Here is a 17741-nt window from a genome sequence, read left to right on the forward strand (position 1 = left end):
ATCCAGCATCCCTTCATCTCCACAGGCCCGGGTCCGTACGAATCCCGTCGAAGCGCGCGCGCAACCGCTCCAGGGCTTCCGCCAGCGAACCCGCACGGACCACGCTGAACGCCAACGTGAGCGTGACACTCTCGCCGGCGGCCAGCGAGAGCCCGGGGCCATTGAGCAGACTGCGCACATCCAGTTGACTGTCCAGCCAACCCGTTCGTGCCACAGGGTCCCCACTGAAGGCGAAGAGATCGGGTTGACCGCTGACGGGATTGATCATCGGCAGACCTGAGTTCGAGAGGCCCCGCAGAGCCAGCAGGATCTGCTCCGGTCGTTCGAAACCGATCTCGCCGAAGTCCGGATCCAGCTGGCCATTCTTGCGCATGATGCGGTGGCTGCTGACCAGCATCCCAGGATCGCTGACGCCATTCACCTCGAGAAATGTGATACCACAGACGAAGGTTTCGCCCGTGTCCGAGGGGTTGTAGGTATAGCTCACGCCGCGGGTTGCATCGTAACCTGTGGAATTCCCCGGACCGACCAGGTCCGTGTCCAGATAGAATCCCACCAACAGCGAGGGTTCGTCATGCACGGACTGATTGCGGATGGTGTATCGCAGAAAAAGTGTGCTCGCCAGTTCAGGCTGCCTGAATCCCCAGAGCAGCTGGCTGAACCGAAGCTCCCGGCAGGGCGCGGCCAGCAGCGGAAGCGTGATGCTGTCCGATGTCTGCGCACACCAGCTCAGGGCGTCCCCGGGCAACCAGGGCACGCCGGCTCCAGCCCGGGGAAAATCCTGCTCGAAAGGCCAGTTCCAGGCTTGGGGGTCCGTCTCAGCGGGGAGCAGGGTCACGACTCCGCTGCTGTCAGGGGGCCAGTCACACGCAAAATTGGTGGAAGGCCAGCTTCCGGCCCAGGCGATGTTGGCAGCGGGCTGATCCCCCCGATCGCAGCCTGCCCAGAGTCCAGCCAGGTAGAACAGACCGATGCGTCCACCATCGTCCAGTTGCAGGCTGCCCTCGCGCAACTGGCCCGAGCCGTCCACGAGTAGCTGGAGAGCATTGGGCGCGAAGCTCGCTGGATTCGTGACCGGCAGATCGCTGCGCGGGGGCGCTGGTGTGGGATCGCCCTGCTGCTCGCATGACACACAAAGCAGCAGCGCAAGGGGCATCCAGATCACGGAACCATGGCGCGCAGATTGAAGCCTGAAGCTCATGTGGGGTCCTCCCTTGAGCCCGGTGGCAGGATGCGGGCGTGCCCAGCATCAGGCGGCCGACGTGTTCAGTCGTCCTCGCGCCGGACATCGATTGATTCGACGCCCGATTCCAGCGAGGCGCTAACGGTCAGAACCAGCGGCCGGCAGCAGACGCTGCAGTCCTCGACATACTCCTGCCGTGATACGGAGCAGTCCACCAGGATCTCGATCTCCTCCCAGCAGCAGGGACACTGGATGGTGCAGGTTTCCAGTCCGGACATCGGGCAACCTCGGCAGGTCAGGGTTTGATCAGCAGCAGATCCATGCGCTGGGCCAGCAGGCATTCGCGTCCGTCCAGCACCAAGTAACGGCACTGGGGAGCGCTTCCGGGGCCCACCCGCCAACGGGCGAAACACTCACGCGCTTCATCCTCGGGCAGCCCGCCCAGGGCGCCGATCGCGATCGGGTCGAGGCGGTCGGGGCGCACCAGGTCATGCCCGCGCTGGAATCCCGCGTCCTGGGCCCGGCGCTCCCAGAGCGCACGGCCGGCCAGTTCCTGCTGGGCTGGATCCAGTTCGCGCAGCAGGAACTCGAGGGGCAGAGGATCAATGCCGGGCAGGTCGGGCACCCATTCGCTCAGATATACCCGCCCACCGTGGCGCGTGATGCGGAACAGTTCGGCCAGCACTTTCAGCGGGTCAAGGAACCAGCGAAAGCCGAAGCGGCAGCAGACCCAGTTGAACATGCCGTCGCGGAACTCCATCTGATGGGCGTCCTGAAGCGCGATCGTCAGGTTCTTCTGCCCCGCTTCGCTGCTGCGGTGGGCGCAGAGCTTGAGCATCTCCTCGGAAATGTCCACGGCCAGCACCCGGCCGCCGGCCTCGGCCAGCGACACGCCCAGGTGGCCGGGTCCGCAGGCCAGATCCAGACCGGTCTCACGGGGGCCGGGTTTGATCACGCGCATGGCCTGTTCACGGTCACGCTCGCTGCCCAGCAACTCGCTCTGGTCGAAGGTGGCGGCCAACTTGCTGAAACGTTCGGATAGGCCAGCCAGACCGTGCATGGATACTCCTTGTGCCGGGGCAGGATGTCCGGGCGCGTTGCCCGAGCCAGTCGGCCCGGCGTGCGTTGAGTGTTGGCGGACAGGCACCGGACCCTGCCGGATGATCGCCTCCGGAATCGGGAGGGGGTGTCGGCTGCGGGATCCGGATCGCGTTGCGCCGCGGGGTGTCGCGACGACGCGCCAATATAGGGCTTCCCCGCGGGGCGGGCCTTTGCTCGCGGGGCCAGTGCCAAGGCCCCTGCTCACCCTGCGGTTTCACATTCAGACGCTGGCTCTCCATATTCGCGGCCCAAGCCCGGACGCGCCATTCCCATCCAGTACAGGACCAACCCCATGCGCCTGATTTCCCTGTTCCTTCTGCTGTTCAGCGTCACCGTTTCCCAGGCGGGAGATGGCCCCGCCGGCAATTTCGGCGGCATCCACTATGGCCGGGTCATGCAGGATCTGGACGCCCTGAAAGCCAGCCAACCGGTACTGGCGCGACTGGACGACCGGCCCTGGACCGCGGGCGGGCACATCTTCACCAGCCAGAATGGCGGCATCGTGGGATTCAAGGGCGACATCGGCTGGCGCAATTACTCGGGTGCCTCCGTGGCCATCGAACGCTTCGAAAGCGATGTCTTCGTGCATTTCGGGCGCAGCATGGAACCGGGGGCGCTGTATCACGCCTGGTTCAGCGGCGGAGTGGGCTGGATGTCCAGCCGGATGACGCTGCGCCAGCAGCCCGGCACCACCCACTGGGACGAAGCCTTCGACGGCAGCTACACCCAGAGCGAACTCCGCCTGGCCGGCCCCGCCTGGGAACTGCTGCTGGGCACCGACATCCGCACCCAGATTCCCAACATGGACACGGGCGCCTGGCTCACGCTGGGAATTCTCGTGTCGTACAAACAGCATTTCGGCCAGGACAACTGGGTCCTCAACGGCAAGGACGATCTGCGCGCCGCTCCCAAGGCGGACGTGGGCGGAGCCTCGCTGCTGCTGACCGTCGGCTACAGGTACTAGCGCCATGAGCGAACTGCACATCCAGACCTCCCGCGGCCTCTCGGGACGCATCACCCCCCAGGGCAACAAGAACGAAGCCCTGCCGATCGTGGCCGCCTGCCTGCTCAATCCTGGTGTGACCCGCCTGGACAACCTGCCCGAGATCCTTGACGTGCGCGCCATGCTGCAGATCGTGCAGGGCCTGGGGGCCCGCGTCGAGCGCAGCGCGGACGGGCACTCCGCCGTGATCCAGGCTGACACTCTGGATGGCAGTCAGCCGGACCCCGTGCTCTGCGCCCAGATCCGCGCCAGCCTGCTGCTGGCCGCTCCCCTGCTGGCGCGCCGCTCACAGGCAGGCCGGGGCAGCGTGATCCTGCCACGGCCCGGGGGCGATCGCATCGGACGCCGGCGCATCGATACGCACCTGGCCGTGTTCGAAACCCTGGGCGCCACGGTGGACACCAGCCCGCGTGATGTTCGCCTGAGTCTCGATGGCCCCTTCCGGGGCGCCCATCTCTTTCTGGACGAAGCCAGCGTGATGGCCACCGAAAACGCCGTGATGGCCGCGGCGATGGCCGAAGGCGATTCGGTCATCGAGAACGCCGCCTGCGAGCCCCACGTGCAGCAGCTCTGCCGGCTGATGGAACAGTTCGGCGCACGCATCACGGGCATCGGCAGCAACCGCCTCTGCATCACGGGGACCGGAGGCGTGCCCACCCCGCGCGAGCTGAGCCATCGTGTGCTGGAAGACCTGATCGAAGTGGGCAGTTTCATCGCTCTGGCCGCCGCCACCGGCAGCGAGCTGAGCATTCCGGGTGTGACACCGGCCAACTACTGGATGGTGGCCAAGGCCTTCGAGCGCCTGGGCGTGCGTTTCACCCTCGAGGGCAACACCCTGCATGTGCCCGCCAATCAGGAGCTGGAGGTGCAGTCCGACCGCTTCGGCGAAGTGCCGCGGATTCACGATGCGCCCTGGCCCGGCTTTCCCGCCGACCTCAGTTCCATCGCCGTGGTGCTGGCCTGCTGCGCCAATGGCAGCGTGCTGATCCATGAGTGGATGTTCGAGAGCCGCCTCTACTGGGTGGACTCGCTGATCGGCATGGGGGCGCGCATCACCCAATGTGATCCCCATCGCGTGCTGGTCAACGGCGGCGCACCGCTCTTCGGCACCCGCCTCTCCAGCCCCGACATCCGCGCTGGCATGGCCCTGCTGATTGCCGCCCTGCGCGCCGAGGGCACCACCGTGATCCAGAACATCCGCCAGATCGACCGCGGCTACGAGCGCATCGACGAGCGCCTGGCCGCCCTGGGAGCCAGAATCAAGCGCGTGGCGGAGTAGCAGGTCCGATGATCGCGGCTCCCTCGCGGCCCCGCGATCGAATGGAACACACCGCACTTGCACGTCCGGGAATCAACACGACCGAGAATCAAGAGGAGAGACGCATGCCGGGACTGTCCGACCTGCTGAGAAAACTGACCGGTGCCCGCGACACAAGCGAGGCTCCAGCACCCGTGCCTGCACCTGCGCCCGCAGGGCCGGGCATCGCACCCGCATTCCAGCTGCCGGGTGTGAATGATCTGAGTGCGCGGCAGGCGGCGGAGCTGCTGGCGGAGCACGCGGGCTCGCCCGGGCTGCGCGTGCTGGATGTGCGCACGCCTCCGGAATTGGCCTCCGGGCATCTGGTGGGAGTCGAGAATCTGGATTGTTACGCGCGCAACTTCCAGCAGCAGCTGGCGCAGTTGCCCGTGGGGCCGAGTTATGTGGTCATCTGCGCCTCGGGCGCGCGCAGCGGGCAGGCCTGCCGCCTGATGCGCAAACTGGGGCATGTGGATGTATACAACGTGACCGGGGGCATGGCGGCCTGGATGGCCCAGCGCCTGCCCGTCGAGCGCTGAGGAGAGCCGGCATGGATTTCGAGACCTTCCTGCCCGAGGACTGGCGCAAACGCCTGAGCGACGAGCAGTATCGGGTGACCCGCGAGGGTGGCACCGAGCGCCCCTTCACGGGCGAGCATCTGGCGCGCAAGGAAGCCGGGCGTTACCACTGCGTGTGCTGCGGTTCCTTTCTCTTCGAATCGGACACCAAGTTCGACTCGGGCTGCGGCTGGCCCTCCTTCTTCAAGGCCGGCGAGGGCGCGATCCGCTATCTGGTGGACAGAAGTCACGGCATGCAGCGCACCGAAGTGCGCTGTGCCCGCTGCGACGCCCATCTGGGGCATGTCTTCGACGACGGCCCCCCGCCCACGGGCAAGCGTTATTGCATCAACAGCGTGTCGCTGGATTTCACGGCTGGAAGCGATTAGCCAGCGTCTTTGACTCAACCCATCATGCGACCCACCCCTTGCTGGCAGCAATTCTGACAGGCGTATCAATTGTATTGCCTTGACGGAAAAATGCCCTATTTTTTCCGTCATGAATTCAACACCCAATCTGTTGCAACCTGTTGAAAACAAAGTCATGAGCCGGGTGAAGAGTCATGGCCGAGGTTGGGTCTTCACCCCGAGGCACTTCCAGAATCTGGGAAGTTCAGCAGCCATTGAATCGGCCTTGCGCAGGCTGAAAGCAAAGGGCAGGATCCGTCGTCTCACCCGCGGGCTCTATGACTTTCCCAAGGAAGACCCAGCCCTGGGGACCATTGCTCCGACTGCAGAGGCCATCGCCCGGGCACTGGCCCATCGGGACGCCATCCGCCTCCAGCCATCCGGAGCCTATGCGGCCAATTTGCTTGGCCTGTCGGAGCAGGTTCCTTCGCGTGTCGTGTTTCTCACCGATGGCCCGGCCCGAAAGGTACGGATCGGCAAACGCGAAATCGTGCTGCAACACACCACACCTCGACACATGGCCACTGCCGGTCGACGCAGCGGTCTTGTCATCCAGGCCCTGCGCCATCTGGGCAAAGACCAGACAGACGAGCGCGTGATCCAGATCCTGCGCCGTCAGCTCACGAGCGCGGACCTTGCCATGCTGCGGAAAGACCTGATCCACGCTCCCGCCTGGATCGCTGCAATGCTGCGCCCGCTCACACATCCGCTGACTGTCCTGTGAACCAATTCCTCCAGTTGCCACCAGAGCGGCGCGAAAACGCTTTCCAGCAAGTGGAAGAGCGGATGGGCCTGCAGGTGTTCAGCGTCGAGAAGGACTTCTGGGTCTGCTGGATACTTCGCGAACTGTTTGCACTGTCCGACATCGGCGAGCACCTGACCTTCAAGGGCGGTACCTCACTCTCGAAGGCCTGGAACCTCATCCAGCGCTTTTCCGAAGACATTGATCTGGTCGTGGACAAAGAGGCGCTTGGCTTCGGGAAAGATGCAAGCCCTGAAAGCGCTGCAAGCAAAAAGCAGCAAAGGAAAAGGCTGGATTCCCTGAGAGCCGCAAGTCAGAAGTGGGTGCAAGGCGCATTGCTTTCGGCACTGTCTGCCCGGATCACAGACATTCTGGGGGAATCCGGCTGGAACCTGGAAGTGGATCCGGACACGGAAGATGGGCAATGCCTGTTGTTCGAGTATCCCTCCGTTCTTGCCAAGGGAATTGCCGGTTACATCAACCCTGTGGTGAAGATCGAACTTGGAGCACGCTCCGATATTGAGCCACATGAGAACAGAATGATCAGGCCCTATGTACTTGAACAGTTTCCAGCTCTCGACACCGGGGGCACGTTCTCCGTACGCGTGATCAGCACGGAGCGCACGTTCTGGGAAAAATCCTGTCTGCTTCACGAAGAGGCGTATCGCTCACCCGGCAAGACCCGAAAGCCGCGCCTGGCCCGCCACTACTACGACCTCTGGTGCATGCTGAAAGCTGGGATCGGGGAATCTGCCATTCGCGACGAGGCACTCTTCGCTCGTGTCGTGAGACATCGAACGATCTACTTCAAGGTCACTGGTGTGAACTACGAATCGCTCCAGGCTGGCGAATTGCGCCTGATGCCCATGGAGGACCAGCTGAGAGGCTGGAAAGCTGACTATGAATCCATGAGGGGGTCGATGTTCCTGGGCCAGGTACCCGACTTCGATGAGATCCTCCGCGCCGTGGGCAAGTTCGAACAGCGTTTCAATCGGATACGCCGCAACGGTTGAAAGATCGGCCCGCATTCCGGAGTTGCCAGCAACTCCCCCATCCTGCCTGGCCAGTCTTTGGCAATGGACAGGATGCCGGACACACAGAACGGCCCTTGTGGGTCGTTCTGTGTGTGATCAAGATGGATTGGCCGCTCTCAAGGCTGGCGCACGAAACCCAGCCGAAAGCCCTTCTCCGCGCCGTCACTCACCAGCACGTCCAGATGGCCACCCTCCAGCAGGCGATACTCGAGGGCCTTGGGAAAGTCGTGCTCCGGGTTGGTGAAGAGTGCGCGGTCCGGGCCACACTCCACCAGCTTGAAGGCCGTGGGATAATCATTGTGGGCCACCTTGGCGATGTAGAAGATCTCGCCACCCATGCTCACCAGTCGCAGACTCTCGCCCTGTGTGCGTTCTCCGCTGGATCGGTCCTCGCTGTAGCCTACCCCTTCCCAGGTATCCGCCGAGTGCTGCACCCAGGACTCGTGTGTGGCGCTCTTGCCTTCCGGGGTGACCCAGTTCCCCAGCATCCAGCTCAGCGAGTCCAGGTCACAGGGTGTGGCGGCCATGGCGATTCCTCCTGCAGTCAGCAACCCGGCAAGTATTGACCCGATTCGCGCGATCATGGCGGGACTCCTCCATTCTGGCACTCTCGTCCGGTCCAGGCAGGTATCAGTCAATGAGGTCCTGCCGAGCAGCGCCTCGTTGGGTATGGCCACCGGATCAGCACGGTTGCGCCAGTGTCGGGAAGGGCAGCCAGAGAACCAATGGGTCAAACGGCTCCAGCAAATCCACGCTGTCCTGAGCTCAGCGGAAGCACCACTCAGCTCTGCTCGATGTGGCATGAAGAAATGGCCCGGAAGATCCAGTGGATCCTCCGGGCCGCGAATTGGTTGCTGGGTAGGAAACGGGTTCTAACCCTTGATGGACTTGCTGGCGCCGCCATCCTTGGAGATAAATCCCTCCAGATGCTTGACGTAGGCCGCGGGGCCGCCTTGCTGGTACCCGGTGCGGGCCACCAGCTCACCCTTGGGGTTCAGCAGCAGGATGGTGGGAAAACCCTTGATGCCGAACTGCTCGGCCAGAGCGTTGTTGCGGGCCTTCAGCTCCTTGCTCTGCTCCTTCTTGCGGGGGAAGTCGAGGCTCACCTGGATCAGATTCTTCTCAGCCCAGCTCATGTACTCGGGCTTGGAGAAGACTTCCTTGTCCAGTTTGATGCACCAGCCGCACCAGTCGCTGCCGGTGAAGTCCACCAGCACGTACTTGCCTTCCTTGGCGGCCAGAGTCTTGGCGGCATCCAGGTCGGTCATCCAGGTTGAGTCACTGGCGCGGGCTGCCATCGAGAGCAGCAGCACGCCCAGCAGCAGGCCGATCTTGCGGATTCCATTCATGGGGTTGTCCCTTCGACTATGTTGGTTGTTCCTTGGCTCGAGAGTCCACCACCGGTGGCCAGCTCCACTTTGTGTGGCCGGGCGGGCGTTGAACATACGAAGCCGATGGGCAAAAGATCCTCTCAAACAGGCTCTGCCGGAAAAATCGGGACGAACGGGACTCAGGGCTGGTCTTCCAGTCCCGAGCGCGGGACCGGATTGGTGATGACCGGAATGCTCTTCAGGTAGGCGAAGATCGCCGCCGATTCCTCATCGCTCAGCTCAGGATATGGACGCATGGGATAACGCAGCGCGGGTTCTCCCTCCATCTGACCAAAACGCAGAGCCTTGATGAAACGGGCTTCGTCCCAGTTGCCGATTCCGCTCTGCGGATCGGGAGTCAGGTTCGATGTCAGCATGATCTCGCCTTTGAGGCTGAGGGTACGGTTGCCGCCGCCGAAGTACCCCAGACTCGCCTCAGGGTTCATGATGTCATTGCTCTTGAAATCGGCGCTGTGGCAGCTGAAACAATCCAGATTGACCGCCAGATAACGCCCCAGCTCCAGCTGGTTGGTGCTGTCGGGCATCGAGATGCGCTCTGCGGGCAAGGGCAGCGGCTTCCAGGCGATCGTGCTGAGGAATTTGACAAGGAAGGAGGGCTGGCTGCGCATGTCGGCCGTGCGATCGGGGGCCACCAGCGGGTTGTCGGAGCGCAGGAAGGCGATGATCGCTTCCAGATCGTTGTCGGCCAGATGGGGCAGTTTTGGCATCAGGGGCGGTGAATACTCGCCATCACGCTTGATGCCCGTGCGCAGCAGCACCATCAGTTCCTTGTCGGTCCAGGCACCAATGCCCCAGGTGGAATCCTGGGTGATGTTGGGCACATACCACTTGCCGAACACGGACGGCGCATCGAGCATGGGGCCACCAGCCAGGGTATGAGTATCGGCATTGCGATGACATCCGGCGCACATGGTACTCACCAGCTTCTCGCCCCGGATCACAGCGTCGGGAGTGACCCTGGCCTGAAACTGACCACCGGGAATCGGGTAATGGGGAATCCCGCGGAAGTGGATGAAGGCCGCGCCTGCGACCATCGCCAGCAGAACCAGGCCCACCAGAGTGCCTGTGATTTTCAGCAGTTTCAACATGGTTGATCCTTGTTGTGGGTGTGAACGGACGCCGGAGACGGGCAGCCCGGAGACCTCCGCCCCCGAGTGGGCACGGAGAGGTCGCACGAAAAGTCCGGAAGGATGGCAGCTGCATGCGCCACCTCAAGGAGAGAGTTCCGGACGGGCCATGCAACGTTTTTTTCCGGGAACGCTGGCCGCTGCGCGGAGACTGTGCGGGAAACGAATCGCGGGGCCCGTGTCAGGTCCAGTAGTTGGGTGCTTCCTTGGTGAGCACGATGTCGTGAGGGTGGCTTTCCTTCAGCCCGGCCGAGGTGATCTCGGTGAACAGGGCCCCTTCGCGGAACCGCTGCAGGTCGGGAGCTCCGCAATAGCCCATGGAACTGCGGATGCCGCCCGCGAGCTGGTAAATCACGCTGGAGACTTTTCCCTTGTAGGGCACGCGGCCCTCGATGCCTTCGGGCACCAGCTTGTCGGCGCTGGACTGGTCGGCCTGGAAGTAGCGGTCACGGCTGCCCTTCTTCATGGCGGCCAGGCTGCCCATGCCGTGATACACCTTGTAGCTGCGGCCCTCGTAGAGCACCAGTTCGCCCGGGCTTTCCTCGCAACCCGCAAACAGCGAGCCGATCATCACGCTTTCGGCTCCGGCCGCCAGCGCCTTGGCCGCGTCACCGCTGTACTTGATGCCGCCGTCGGCGATCACCGGAATGCCCAGCGGGCGGGCCGCTTCGGCGCAGGCCACGATCGCGCTGAACTGGGGCACGCCCACGCCCGCCACGATGCGCGTGGTACAGATTGATCCGGGACCCACGCCCACCTTCACCGCGTCGGCACCGGCTTCGGCCAGGGCACGCGTCGCCTCGGCGGTGGCCACATTGCCCGCGATCACCTGGATATCCGGCCACTGGCGCTTGATCCGGCGCACCATCTCGATCACGGCGATGTGATGCCCGTGTGCCGTGTCCACCACCAGCACATCGGCGCCCGCCTCGATCAGCAGGCCCGGCCGTTCGAGGGCGTCGTCGTTCACGCTGACCGCGGCACCCGCCAGCAGCCGTCCCTGACCATCCTTGGCCGCATTGGGGAAACTGCGTTTCTTCTGGATGTCCTTCACCGTGATCAGCCCAACCAGTTCCCCGCCGTTCGTGGTTACCAGCAGCTTCTCGATCTTGTGCTCCTGCAGCACCTTCTCGGCCTCTTCAAGAGTCGTGCCTTCGGGCACGCAGACCAGTTTGCCGCGGGTCATCACCTGGGCGATCGGCAGATCGGGCTGGCTGAGGAAGCGCAGGTCGCGATTGGTGAGAATGCCTACCAGCTTGCCCTCGTCCACGACCGGAATGCCGCTGATCGCGTAGCGCTGCATCACGGCCATCGCCTCGCGCACGCTGTGGGTACTGCTGAGGGTGATCGGGTTGCGGATCATGCCCGATTCGGAGCGCTTGACCCGGTCGACCTCGGTGGCCTGGGCCTGGGGGTCCATGTTCTTGTGCAGAATGCCGATGCCGCCCTCGCGGGCCATCGCGATGGCCATCGCCGCTTCGGTGACCGTGTCCATGGCCGCGCTCAGAAAGGGAATTTCCAGTTCCAGTCCGCGGGTCAGGCGAGTGCGCATTGCCACCTGGGAGGGCAGGATCGACGAAGCCCGGGGCACCAGCAGGACATCGTCGAAGGTCAGTCCACGCCCGATGAATTCCGCCATGATATGCCTCCCCTGACTTGTGTTGCGCGTGACCTGTCCCATGCAGCACGGGGCCGCTGTCACACGGCCCCGCCTGAGATCGTTCAGCGGATGAAGTTCAGCAGCCGATTGAAGCGGATCACCTGCCAGAAGCGACGCTTGAGTTGTGCGCCGTCCCATGAGAAGTAGATGATCCAGGCCTTGCCCACGATGTTCTCGCGGGGTACGAAGCCCCAGAAGCGGCTGTCGGAGCTGTTGTCCCGGTTGTCGCCCATCATGAAATAGGAGTTCTCGGGCACGGTCAGCGGGCCGAAATTGTGTCGGTTCCAGCCTCGCCCGGGTGGCACGATGCCGCGCTCGCCGATTCCCGCTTCCAGCAGGCTCTCGCTCTGCTGCTGGTGTGGCAGGCGTTCGAATTCCACCCCATCGACGAACACATGCTTGTCACGGATCTCGATGGTCTGCCCGGGGCCCGCGATGCAGCGCTTGATGTAATTCTGGCGCGGATCCTTGGGGTACTTGAACACGATCACATCGCCGGTCTTCGGGTCGGCCAGCGCGGGTGCCTGCCAGTAGGGAATGTCGAAGCCGATGGTGGTCAGCGGAATCCCGATCCAGTCGGGGGTCTTGACCCCATAGATGAACTTGTTGACCAGCAGGAAGTCGCCCACCAGCAGGGTCTTTTCCATGGAAGGACTGGGAATGCGATAGGCCTCGACCACCATGGCCTTGATCAGGAACACCGTGATGACGATCGAACCGACCACGTCGATCCAGTAGCGCACGGGGCCCTTGCGCAGTTTCTTGGCTTCTTCGCGCTGCTTGTGCAGTTCCTTGCGGCGCGTGCGCCAGGCCCAGTAGCGTCGGAACAGTTCCATTGTCAGCGCTCCACCTTGAGCATGGCCAGAAAGGCTTCCTGGGGAATTTCGACCCGGCCCACCTGCTTCATGCGTTTCTTGCCTTCCTTCTGCTTCTCCAGCAGCTTGCGCTTGCGGCTGATGTCACCGCCGTAACACTTGGCGGTCACGTTCTTGCGCAGCGCCTTCACCGTGGTGCGCGAGATGATCTTGGTGCCCAGGGCGCCCTGGATGGCCACTTCGAACATCTGCCGGGGGATCAGTTCCTTCAGCTTGCTGCAGAGCTTGTTGCCCCACTCGAAGGCTTTTTCCTCGTGCACGATCATGGACAGACTGTCCACGGGCTCGCCGTTGATCATGATGTCCAGCCGCTTCAGTGAGCTGCGGCGGAACTCGATGACCTCGTAGTCGAAACTGGCATAGCCCCGTGTGCCACTCTTGAGCCGGTCGTAGAAGTCGAAGACGATCTCGGCCAGAGGAAACTCGTATACCAGCGTCGCGCGCGTGGTGTCGATGTATTCGGTGGCCAGATAGACACCACGGCGGTCCATGGCCAGTTTCATGATGTTGCCGATGTACTCGGTGGGCGTGATGATCTGCGCCTTGACGTAGGGCTCCATCACCGATTCGATCTTCTCGTTGCGCGGGAACTGCGCCGGGTTGCTCACTTCCTGCTCCGACTGCCCCGGTTGCTTGATGCGGTAGGGCACGTTGGGCATGGTGGTGATGATGTTCAGGTTGTACTCGCGCTCGAGCCGCTCCTGGATGATCTCCATGTGCAGCAGCCCAAGGAAACCACAGCGGAAACCGAATCCCAGCGCCAGACTGGTCTCCGGCTCGTAGATCAGGCTGGCGTCGTTGAGGCAGAGCTTGGAGAGCGCGTCGCGCAGCTCCTCGTAGTCCTCGGCGTCCACCGGGTAGACACCGGAGAACACCATCGGCTTGACCACGGCATAGCCCTCGAGGGCCTCGCTGGCCCCGTCACGCAGGGTGGTGAGGGTGTCGCCCACCTTGGCGTCCTTGACGTCCTTGCTGCCAAGGATCACATAACCCACTTCTCCGGCCTTCAGTTCCTTGCAGACCTTTCGGCCCATGATCAGCAGACCGACTTCGTCCACCTGGAACTGCTTGCGAGTGTGCATGGAAATGATGGCGTCGCCCTTGCGCAGCACGCCATCCATCACGCGCACATAGGTCACCGCGCCGCGGAAATTGTCGTAGATCGAATCGAAGACCAGGGCGCGCAGGGGCGCTTCCACCGTGCCCTTGGGCGGCGGAATCCGCCGGACCACTTCCTCAAGCAGCTTCTCGCAGTTGAGTCCGGTCTTGGCGGAAATCGCGATCACCTCGGATTCCTCGCAGCCCAGCAGGTCCACGATCTGGTGGGTCACCTGTTCGGGCATGGCGTTGGGCAGGTCGATCTTGTTGATCACGGGAATGATCTCGAGCCCGGCGGCCACGGCCTGATAGAGGTTCGAGATGGTCTGGGCTTCCACACCCTGGGCCGAATCCACCACCAGGATCGCCCCTTCGCAGGCGGCCAGACTGCGGGAGACCTCATAGGAGAAGTCCACGTGGCCCGGAGTATCGATCAGGTTCAGCACCACGGGGCCGTCGGGGCCCTTGTACTGCATGGTGATGGCGTGGGCCTTGATCGTGATGCCCCGCTCCTGCTCCAGGTCCATGTCGTCCAGGACCTGTTTCTTCAGGCCCAGGGCGGCCACCGTGCCGGTGAGCTCGAGCAGGCGATCGGCGATGGTCGACTTGCCGTGATCGATGTGGGCAATGATGCAGAAGTTGCGGATGCTGGAATTCACCAGGATACCCTTGAGAGTGCAGGGGGGCCGGCAATCGGCCCGTCCCCGTGATATGGATGACGGGAGCATCCTGGCGTCCGCACGACACGGACAATGGAAACTCCCGCCCTTCGGCTGGCGCTCCTTCGGTCGGAAAGGGCGCCGGGCTGACCCGTTCGTGGCGGACGATCGCCCGCGGGAACTCAGATGACCAGGATGTCCTGTTCCTTCTGCTTCAGCAGCTCATCCACCTTGGCGATGTGCTCGTCGGTCAGGTCCTGGATCACCTTCAGGCCACGGCGTTCCTCGTCTTCGGAGATCTCGCCGGCCTTGAGGGCTTTCTTGAGGTGGTCGTTGGCGTCACGCCGCACGTTGCGCAAGGCCACACGGCCGTCCTCGGCCAGCTTGTGCACCTGCTTCACCAGGTCGCGCCGGCGTTCCTCGGTCAGTTCGGGAAGCGGCACGCGGATCACATTGCCGTCATTGCCCGGGTTGAGACCCAGGTCGGAGGTCATGATCGCCTTCTGGATCACGTCCAGCATCTTCTTTTCCCAGGGCTGCACCAGGATCATGCGTGCTTCGGGCACGCTCACGTTGGCCACCTGGGAAATCGGGGTGGGCGTGCCGTAGTAGTCCACGCGCACTCCGTCCAGGACCGAGGTGCTGGCCTTGCCCGCACGCACCGTGTGGAAAGTCTCGCGGATCGCCTCGATGCTGCGGTCCATGTGGTGGCTGGCTTTTTCGATGATCTCGTTGGTCATGATTCAGTCTCCGGAAATCAGGGTCCCCAGCGATTCCCCGGCCAGCAGACGGGCCAGGTTGCCCTCCTGGGTCATGTTGATGACCCGCAGGGGCAGACCGTTGTCCATGCACAGGCTGATGGCCGTGGCATCCATGACTTTCAGCTGACGCTGAAGCACGTCAAGGTAGGTCAGTTCGGGATAGAAGGTGGCATCGGGATGGCGCACCGGATCCTTGTCGTAGACGCCATCGACCTTGGTGCCCTTGATCAGCAGATCCGCGCCGATCTCGTTGGCCCGCAGGGCCGCGGCGGTGTCGGTGCTGAAGTAGGGATTGCCGGTGCCCGCGGCGAAGATGACCACGCGGCCCTTCTCCAGATGCCGGATCGCGCGGCGCACGATATAGGGTTCGGCGCATTCCCGAATGGTCAGAGCCGAGAGCACGCGGGTCTCGACTCCCAGCTTCTCGATGGCGGCCTGCATGGCCATGCAGTTCATCACGGTGGCCAGCATGCCCATGTAGTCGCCCGTGCTGCGGTCGATCTTCATGTCGTTGGCGCTCTCGGAGATGCCCCGGAAGAAGTTGCCGCCGCCGATCACCAGTCCCAGCTGCACACCCGTGCCGATGGCGTGGGCGATTTCCCGTGCCGTACGCGCCAGGATGCCGCTGTCAATGCCGAAGCCGACCTCGCCGGCCAGCGCCTCGCCCGAGAGCTTCAAGAGGATGCGTCTGGCTGCAGGGATCGGGGTCATCGTGCTCCAGGTGCTTGCCGAGATGGAATCGATACAGGCGCGCCCCCTTGCGGGGGCGCGTCGCTCAGGACATCATTCACCGATCACGAAGCTGCTGAAGCCCTTGACCACCAGCGTGTCTCCCAGGCTCTTGCCCACGGAGTTGATGTGCTGCTGCACGGTGGCCTTGTCGTCCTTGACGAAGGTCTGGCCCAGCAGGGTGACCTCGTTGACGAACTTGTTCAGCTTGCCTTCGGCGATCTTGTCGATCATGGCCTCGGGCTTGCCTTCGTTGCGTGTGATCTCGCGGTACAGCTCCAGCTCCTTCTCGATCAGGGCCAGGTCAAGCCCATCACGGTCCACGGCCTTGGCGCCGTAGGCCACGATCTGCAGGCAGAGGTCGTTGACCAGTTCCTTGAAGGAGTCGTTGCTGGCGGTGTCGGCCTTGCCGCAGGTGGCATGCAGCATCACACCGTGCTTGTCGCCCAGGTGGATGTAGGACTGCACGACGCCCTGCTCGCCGGCGGGAATCTCCACGCGGCTGAAGCGACGCACGCCGATCTTCTCGCCCAGCTTGCCGACGAGTGTATTCAGAGTATCGCCCAGGGTGCCGTCGGCACCGGGATGGGCCAGCGCCATCAGGGCATCGCCGTCGGCCGGGTTGTGGGCCAGCACCTGGGAGGCGCAGGCCTGGGCGAAGCTGCGGAAATCCTCGGTTCCGGAGACGAAGTCGGTCTCGGAATTGAGTTCAAGCAGGGCGCCCTGGCGACCATCGGCAGAAATCACGGCCACCACCTTGCCCTCATTGGCATCGCGGTCGGCGCGCTTCTCGGCGGTCTTGAGACCCTTCTTGCGCAGGTAATCCATCGCCTCATCGAAGCTGCCGCCCGATTCGGCGAGAGCTTTCTTGCAATCCATCATGCCGGCACCAGTGGCCTGGCGCAGCTTCATTACGTCCTTGGCGGAAACTTCCATCGTTCAGACTCCTGTCTCAGGGAAAATCCGGAGCGAACTCCGGAATGCATTCATTCAACAAGCCCTGCCTCGGTGGCCCGGCCTCCGTGGCCCTACCGCAAGACCGGACTACTCTGCCGCAGCTTCGGGAGCCGCGGGAGCCTCGGGGGCGGCAGGGGCTTCGGGGGCTGCGGGAGCCTCGGGAGCGCCTTCGGCACGAGCCACGGCAACCACGCCTTCCTTCTTGCGGCGACGACGGGCAGCCGGCTTCTGATCCGGATTCTCGTTCTCGTCCTGCTCGCCTTCCACGCCGAAGCTGGATTCCTTGCGCAGCACGCGGCCTTCATCGATCGCGTCGGCCAGCACGTTGGTGATGATCGCGATGGACTTGTAGGCGTCGTCGTTGGCCGGGATCACATAATCCACGACCGAGGGATCGGAGTTGCTGTCGCAGATCGCGAAGACCGGAATGCCCAGCTTGATGGCTTCCTTGATCGCGATGTCTTCCTTGATGGTGTCCACCACGAACATGGCCTGGGGCAGACGCTTCATGTTGCGGATACCGCCCAGCACGTTGACCAGCTTTTCTTTCTGACGCTCGATGGAGAGGATCTCCTTCTTGCGGATGCGGTCGTAGGTGCCGTCCTTGCCCTTGGCTTCCAGCATCTCGAGGGTGCGGATGGAATTGCGGATGGTGCGGAAGTTGGTGAGCATGCCGCCCAGCCAGCGCTCGTTCACGTAGAACATGCCGCAGCGCTCGGCCTCTTCCTTGATCACGTCGCGGGCCTGGTCCTTGGTGCCCACGAAGAGCACATCGCCGCCCTTGGACACGATGGAGCCCAGACGGTTGGCCGCTTCTTCCAGCAGAACATGGGTCTTCTTGAGGTCCAGGATGTGCACGCCGTTCTTCTGCATGAAGATGTACGGGCGCATGCGGGGATTCCAGCGGCGGGTCAGGTGTCCGAAGTGGGAACCGGCGAGCAGCAACTGCTTGATCGTGATACGGGACATGAGTCCTCCAGGTGGTGGCAGGATTCCGCCGAAGCCGGAATGGATAGGATGGGTCCTGCCGGGTTGATCATCCGCGACCTTCAACCCCTGACGGAATCCGGCTGTCAGCTTGCTGACAGACGCCAGACACCCCCGCCAGGGTCCGGTCGCGTGCTTGGTCGTCCGGCGTCGGAGCCGGACACTCGTGTTTG

Annotated in this window: 19 protein-coding genes; 6 read left to right on the top strand and 13 right to left on the bottom strand. The window is 63.3% G+C overall.

Translation table 11 applies throughout. From position 1 onward, the window contains the following. Positions 1-13: 13 nt before the first annotated feature. The 3 genes from H6678_03080 to H6678_03090 all read right to left on the bottom strand — a co-directional run bounded on the left by H6678_03080 (position 14) and on the right by H6678_03090 (position 2243). Entirely contained in the window at positions 14-1201 is a 1188-nt protein-coding gene (locus H6678_03080) for a hypothetical protein (protein ID MCB9472775.1), read from the bottom strand. A gap of 65 nt (positions 1202-1266) precedes the next feature. Beyond that, positions 1267-1461 carry a CPXCG motif-containing cysteine-rich protein gene (locus H6678_03085; GenBank protein ID MCB9472776.1) on the bottom strand — a complete coding sequence of 65 codons (195 nt, stop codon included), beginning with the start codon at positions 1459-1461 and terminating at the stop codon, positions 1267-1269. Positions 1462-1478: 17 nt separating this feature from the next. Further along, a complete protein-coding gene (locus tag H6678_03090; GenBank protein ID MCB9472777.1) occupies positions 1479-2243 on the bottom strand; it encodes a methyltransferase domain-containing protein in 765 nt (254 codons plus the stop codon). Between the two features lie 333 nt (positions 2244-2576). Here H6678_03090 and H6678_03095 point away from each other — a divergent pair, with 333 nt between their 5' ends. The 6 genes from H6678_03095 to H6678_03120 all read left to right on the top strand — a co-directional run bounded on the left by H6678_03095 (position 2577) and on the right by H6678_03120 (position 7303). Then, positions 2577-3248: a hypothetical protein gene (locus H6678_03095; protein MCB9472778.1), complete on the top strand. Its 672-nt coding sequence runs from the start codon at positions 2577-2579 to the stop codon at positions 3246-3248. A gap of 4 nt (positions 3249-3252) precedes the next feature. Further along, positions 3253-4566: a UDP-N-acetylglucosamine 1-carboxyvinyltransferase gene (gene murA, locus H6678_03100; GenBank protein MCB9472779.1), complete on the top strand. Its 1314-nt coding sequence runs from the start codon at positions 3253-3255 to the stop codon at positions 4564-4566. A gap of 104 nt (positions 4567-4670) precedes the next feature. Further along, positions 4671-5123 (top strand): rhodanese-like domain-containing protein, encoded by a 453-nt coding sequence (locus tag H6678_03105; GenBank protein MCB9472780.1) that lies wholly within the window; start codon positions 4671-4673, stop codon positions 5121-5123. 11 nt (positions 5124-5134) lie between these two features. Further along, positions 5135-5530, top strand: coding sequence for a peptide-methionine (R)-S-oxide reductase MsrB (gene msrB, locus H6678_03110; GenBank protein ID MCB9472781.1), 396 nt, complete (start codon positions 5135-5137; stop codon positions 5528-5530). A gap of 109 nt (positions 5531-5639) precedes the next feature. After that, entirely contained in the window at positions 5640-6272 is a 633-nt protein-coding gene (locus tag H6678_03115; protein MCB9472782.1) for a hypothetical protein, read from the top strand. Beyond that, entirely contained in the window at positions 6269-7303 is a 1035-nt protein-coding gene (locus tag H6678_03120; protein MCB9472783.1) for a nucleotidyl transferase AbiEii/AbiGii toxin family protein, read from the top strand. The genes H6678_03115 and H6678_03120 overlap by 4 nt, the downstream gene beginning before the upstream one ends. Before the next feature lie 137 nt (positions 7304-7440). Here the strand turns inward: H6678_03120 and H6678_03125 are convergent, their stop codons facing one another. The 10 genes from H6678_03125 to rpsB all read right to left on the bottom strand — a co-directional run bounded on the left by H6678_03125 (position 7441) and on the right by rpsB (position 17550). Beyond that, positions 7441-7851 (bottom strand): hypothetical protein, encoded by a 411-nt coding sequence (locus H6678_03125; protein MCB9472784.1) that lies wholly within the window; start codon positions 7849-7851, stop codon positions 7441-7443. Positions 7852-8196: 345 nt separating this feature from the next. Continuing rightward, positions 8197-8664 (bottom strand): thioredoxin family protein, encoded by a 468-nt coding sequence (locus H6678_03130; GenBank protein ID MCB9472785.1) that lies wholly within the window; start codon positions 8662-8664, stop codon positions 8197-8199. A gap of 170 nt (positions 8665-8834) precedes the next feature. Further along, positions 8835-9803, bottom strand: coding sequence for a c-type cytochrome (locus tag H6678_03135; protein ID MCB9472786.1), 969 nt, complete (start codon positions 9801-9803; stop codon positions 8835-8837). Between the two features lie 220 nt (positions 9804-10023). After that, positions 10024-11481, bottom strand: a complete 1458-nt coding sequence (gene guaB / locus H6678_03140) for an IMP dehydrogenase (protein ID MCB9472787.1) — start codon at positions 11479-11481, stop codon at positions 10024-10026. A gap of 83 nt (positions 11482-11564) precedes the next feature. After that, positions 11565-12338 carry a signal peptidase I gene (gene lepB, locus H6678_03145; GenBank protein ID MCB9472788.1) on the bottom strand — a complete coding sequence of 258 codons (774 nt, stop codon included), beginning with the start codon at positions 12336-12338 and terminating at the stop codon, positions 11565-11567. A 2-nt stretch (positions 12339-12340) separates the two neighbouring features. Further along, positions 12341-14203: an elongation factor 4 gene (gene lepA, locus H6678_03150; protein MCB9472789.1), complete on the bottom strand. Its 1863-nt coding sequence runs from the start codon at positions 14201-14203 to the stop codon at positions 12341-12343. A gap of 113 nt (positions 14204-14316) precedes the next feature. Continuing rightward, a complete protein-coding gene (gene frr, locus H6678_03155; GenBank protein ID MCB9472790.1) occupies positions 14317-14874 on the bottom strand; it encodes a ribosome recycling factor in 558 nt (185 codons plus the stop codon). Positions 14875-14877: 3 nt separating this feature from the next. Next, entirely contained in the window at positions 14878-15606 is a 729-nt protein-coding gene (locus H6678_03160; protein ID MCB9472791.1) for a UMP kinase, read from the bottom strand. Positions 15607-15678: 72 nt separating this feature from the next. Continuing rightward, on the bottom strand, positions 15679-16560 hold the full coding sequence (gene tsf, locus H6678_03165; GenBank protein ID MCB9472792.1) for a translation elongation factor Ts: 882 nt from the start codon (positions 16558-16560) through the stop codon (positions 15679-15681). Positions 16561-16668: 108 nt separating this feature from the next. Continuing rightward, positions 16669-17550 (bottom strand): 30S ribosomal protein S2, encoded by an 882-nt coding sequence (rpsB, locus tag H6678_03170; GenBank protein MCB9472793.1) that lies wholly within the window; start codon positions 17548-17550, stop codon positions 16669-16671. Between the last annotated feature and the right edge of the window lie 191 nt (positions 17551-17741).

Source organism: Candidatus Delongbacteria bacterium (assembly GCA_020634015.1).
Lineage (GTDB): Bacteria > CAIWAD01 > CAIWAD01 > CAIWAD01 > CAIWAD01 > JACKCN01.

Bases quoted from the DNA above. Each gene is read 5' to 3' on its own strand.
- H6678_03080 (MCB9472775.1), bottom strand. From the start codon at position 1,201: ATGAGCTTCAGGCTTCAATCTGCGCGCCATGGTTCCGTGATCTGGATG.
- H6678_03085 (MCB9472776.1), bottom strand. From the start codon at position 1,461: ATGTCCGGACTGGAAACCTGCACCATCCAGTGTCCCTGCTGCTGGGAG.
- H6678_03090 (MCB9472777.1), bottom strand. From the start codon at position 2,243: ATGCACGGTCTGGCTGGCCTATCCGAACGTTTCAGCAAGTTGGCCGCC.
- H6678_03095 (MCB9472778.1), top strand. From the start codon at position 2,577: ATGCGCCTGATTTCCCTGTTCCTTCTGCTGTTCAGCGTCACCGTTTCC.
- murA (MCB9472779.1), top strand. From the start codon at position 3,253: ATGAGCGAACTGCACATCCAGACCTCCCGCGGCCTCTCGGGACGCATC.
- H6678_03105 (MCB9472780.1), top strand. From the start codon at position 4,671: ATGCCGGGACTGTCCGACCTGCTGAGAAAACTGACCGGTGCCCGCGAC.
- msrB (MCB9472781.1), top strand. From the start codon at position 5,135: ATGGATTTCGAGACCTTCCTGCCCGAGGACTGGCGCAAACGCCTGAGC.
- H6678_03115 (MCB9472782.1), top strand. From the start codon at position 5,640: ATGAATTCAACACCCAATCTGTTGCAACCTGTTGAAAACAAAGTCATG.
- H6678_03125 (MCB9472784.1), bottom strand. From the start codon at position 7,851: ATGGCCGCCACACCCTGTGACCTGGACTCGCTGAGCTGGATGCTGGGG.
- H6678_03135 (MCB9472786.1), bottom strand. From the start codon at position 9,803: ATGTTGAAACTGCTGAAAATCACAGGCACTCTGGTGGGCCTGGTTCTG.
- guaB (MCB9472787.1), bottom strand. From the start codon at position 11,481: ATGGCGGAATTCATCGGGCGTGGACTGACCTTCGACGATGTCCTGCTG.
- lepB (MCB9472788.1), bottom strand. From the start codon at position 12,338: ATGGAACTGTTCCGACGCTACTGGGCCTGGCGCACGCGCCGCAAGGAA.
- lepA (MCB9472789.1), bottom strand. From the start codon at position 14,203: ATGCTCCCGTCATCCATATCACGGGGACGGGCCGATTGCCGGCCCCCC.
- frr (MCB9472790.1), bottom strand. From the start codon at position 14,874: ATGACCAACGAGATCATCGAAAAAGCCAGCCACCACATGGACCGCAGC.
- H6678_03160 (MCB9472791.1), bottom strand. From the start codon at position 15,606: ATGACCCCGATCCCTGCAGCCAGACGCATCCTCTTGAAGCTCTCGGGC.
- tsf (MCB9472792.1), bottom strand. From the start codon at position 16,560: ATGGAAGTTTCCGCCAAGGACGTAATGAAGCTGCGCCAGGCCACTGGT.
- rpsB (MCB9472793.1), bottom strand. From the start codon at position 17,550: ATGTCCCGTATCACGATCAAGCAGTTGCTGCTCGCCGGTTCCCACTTC.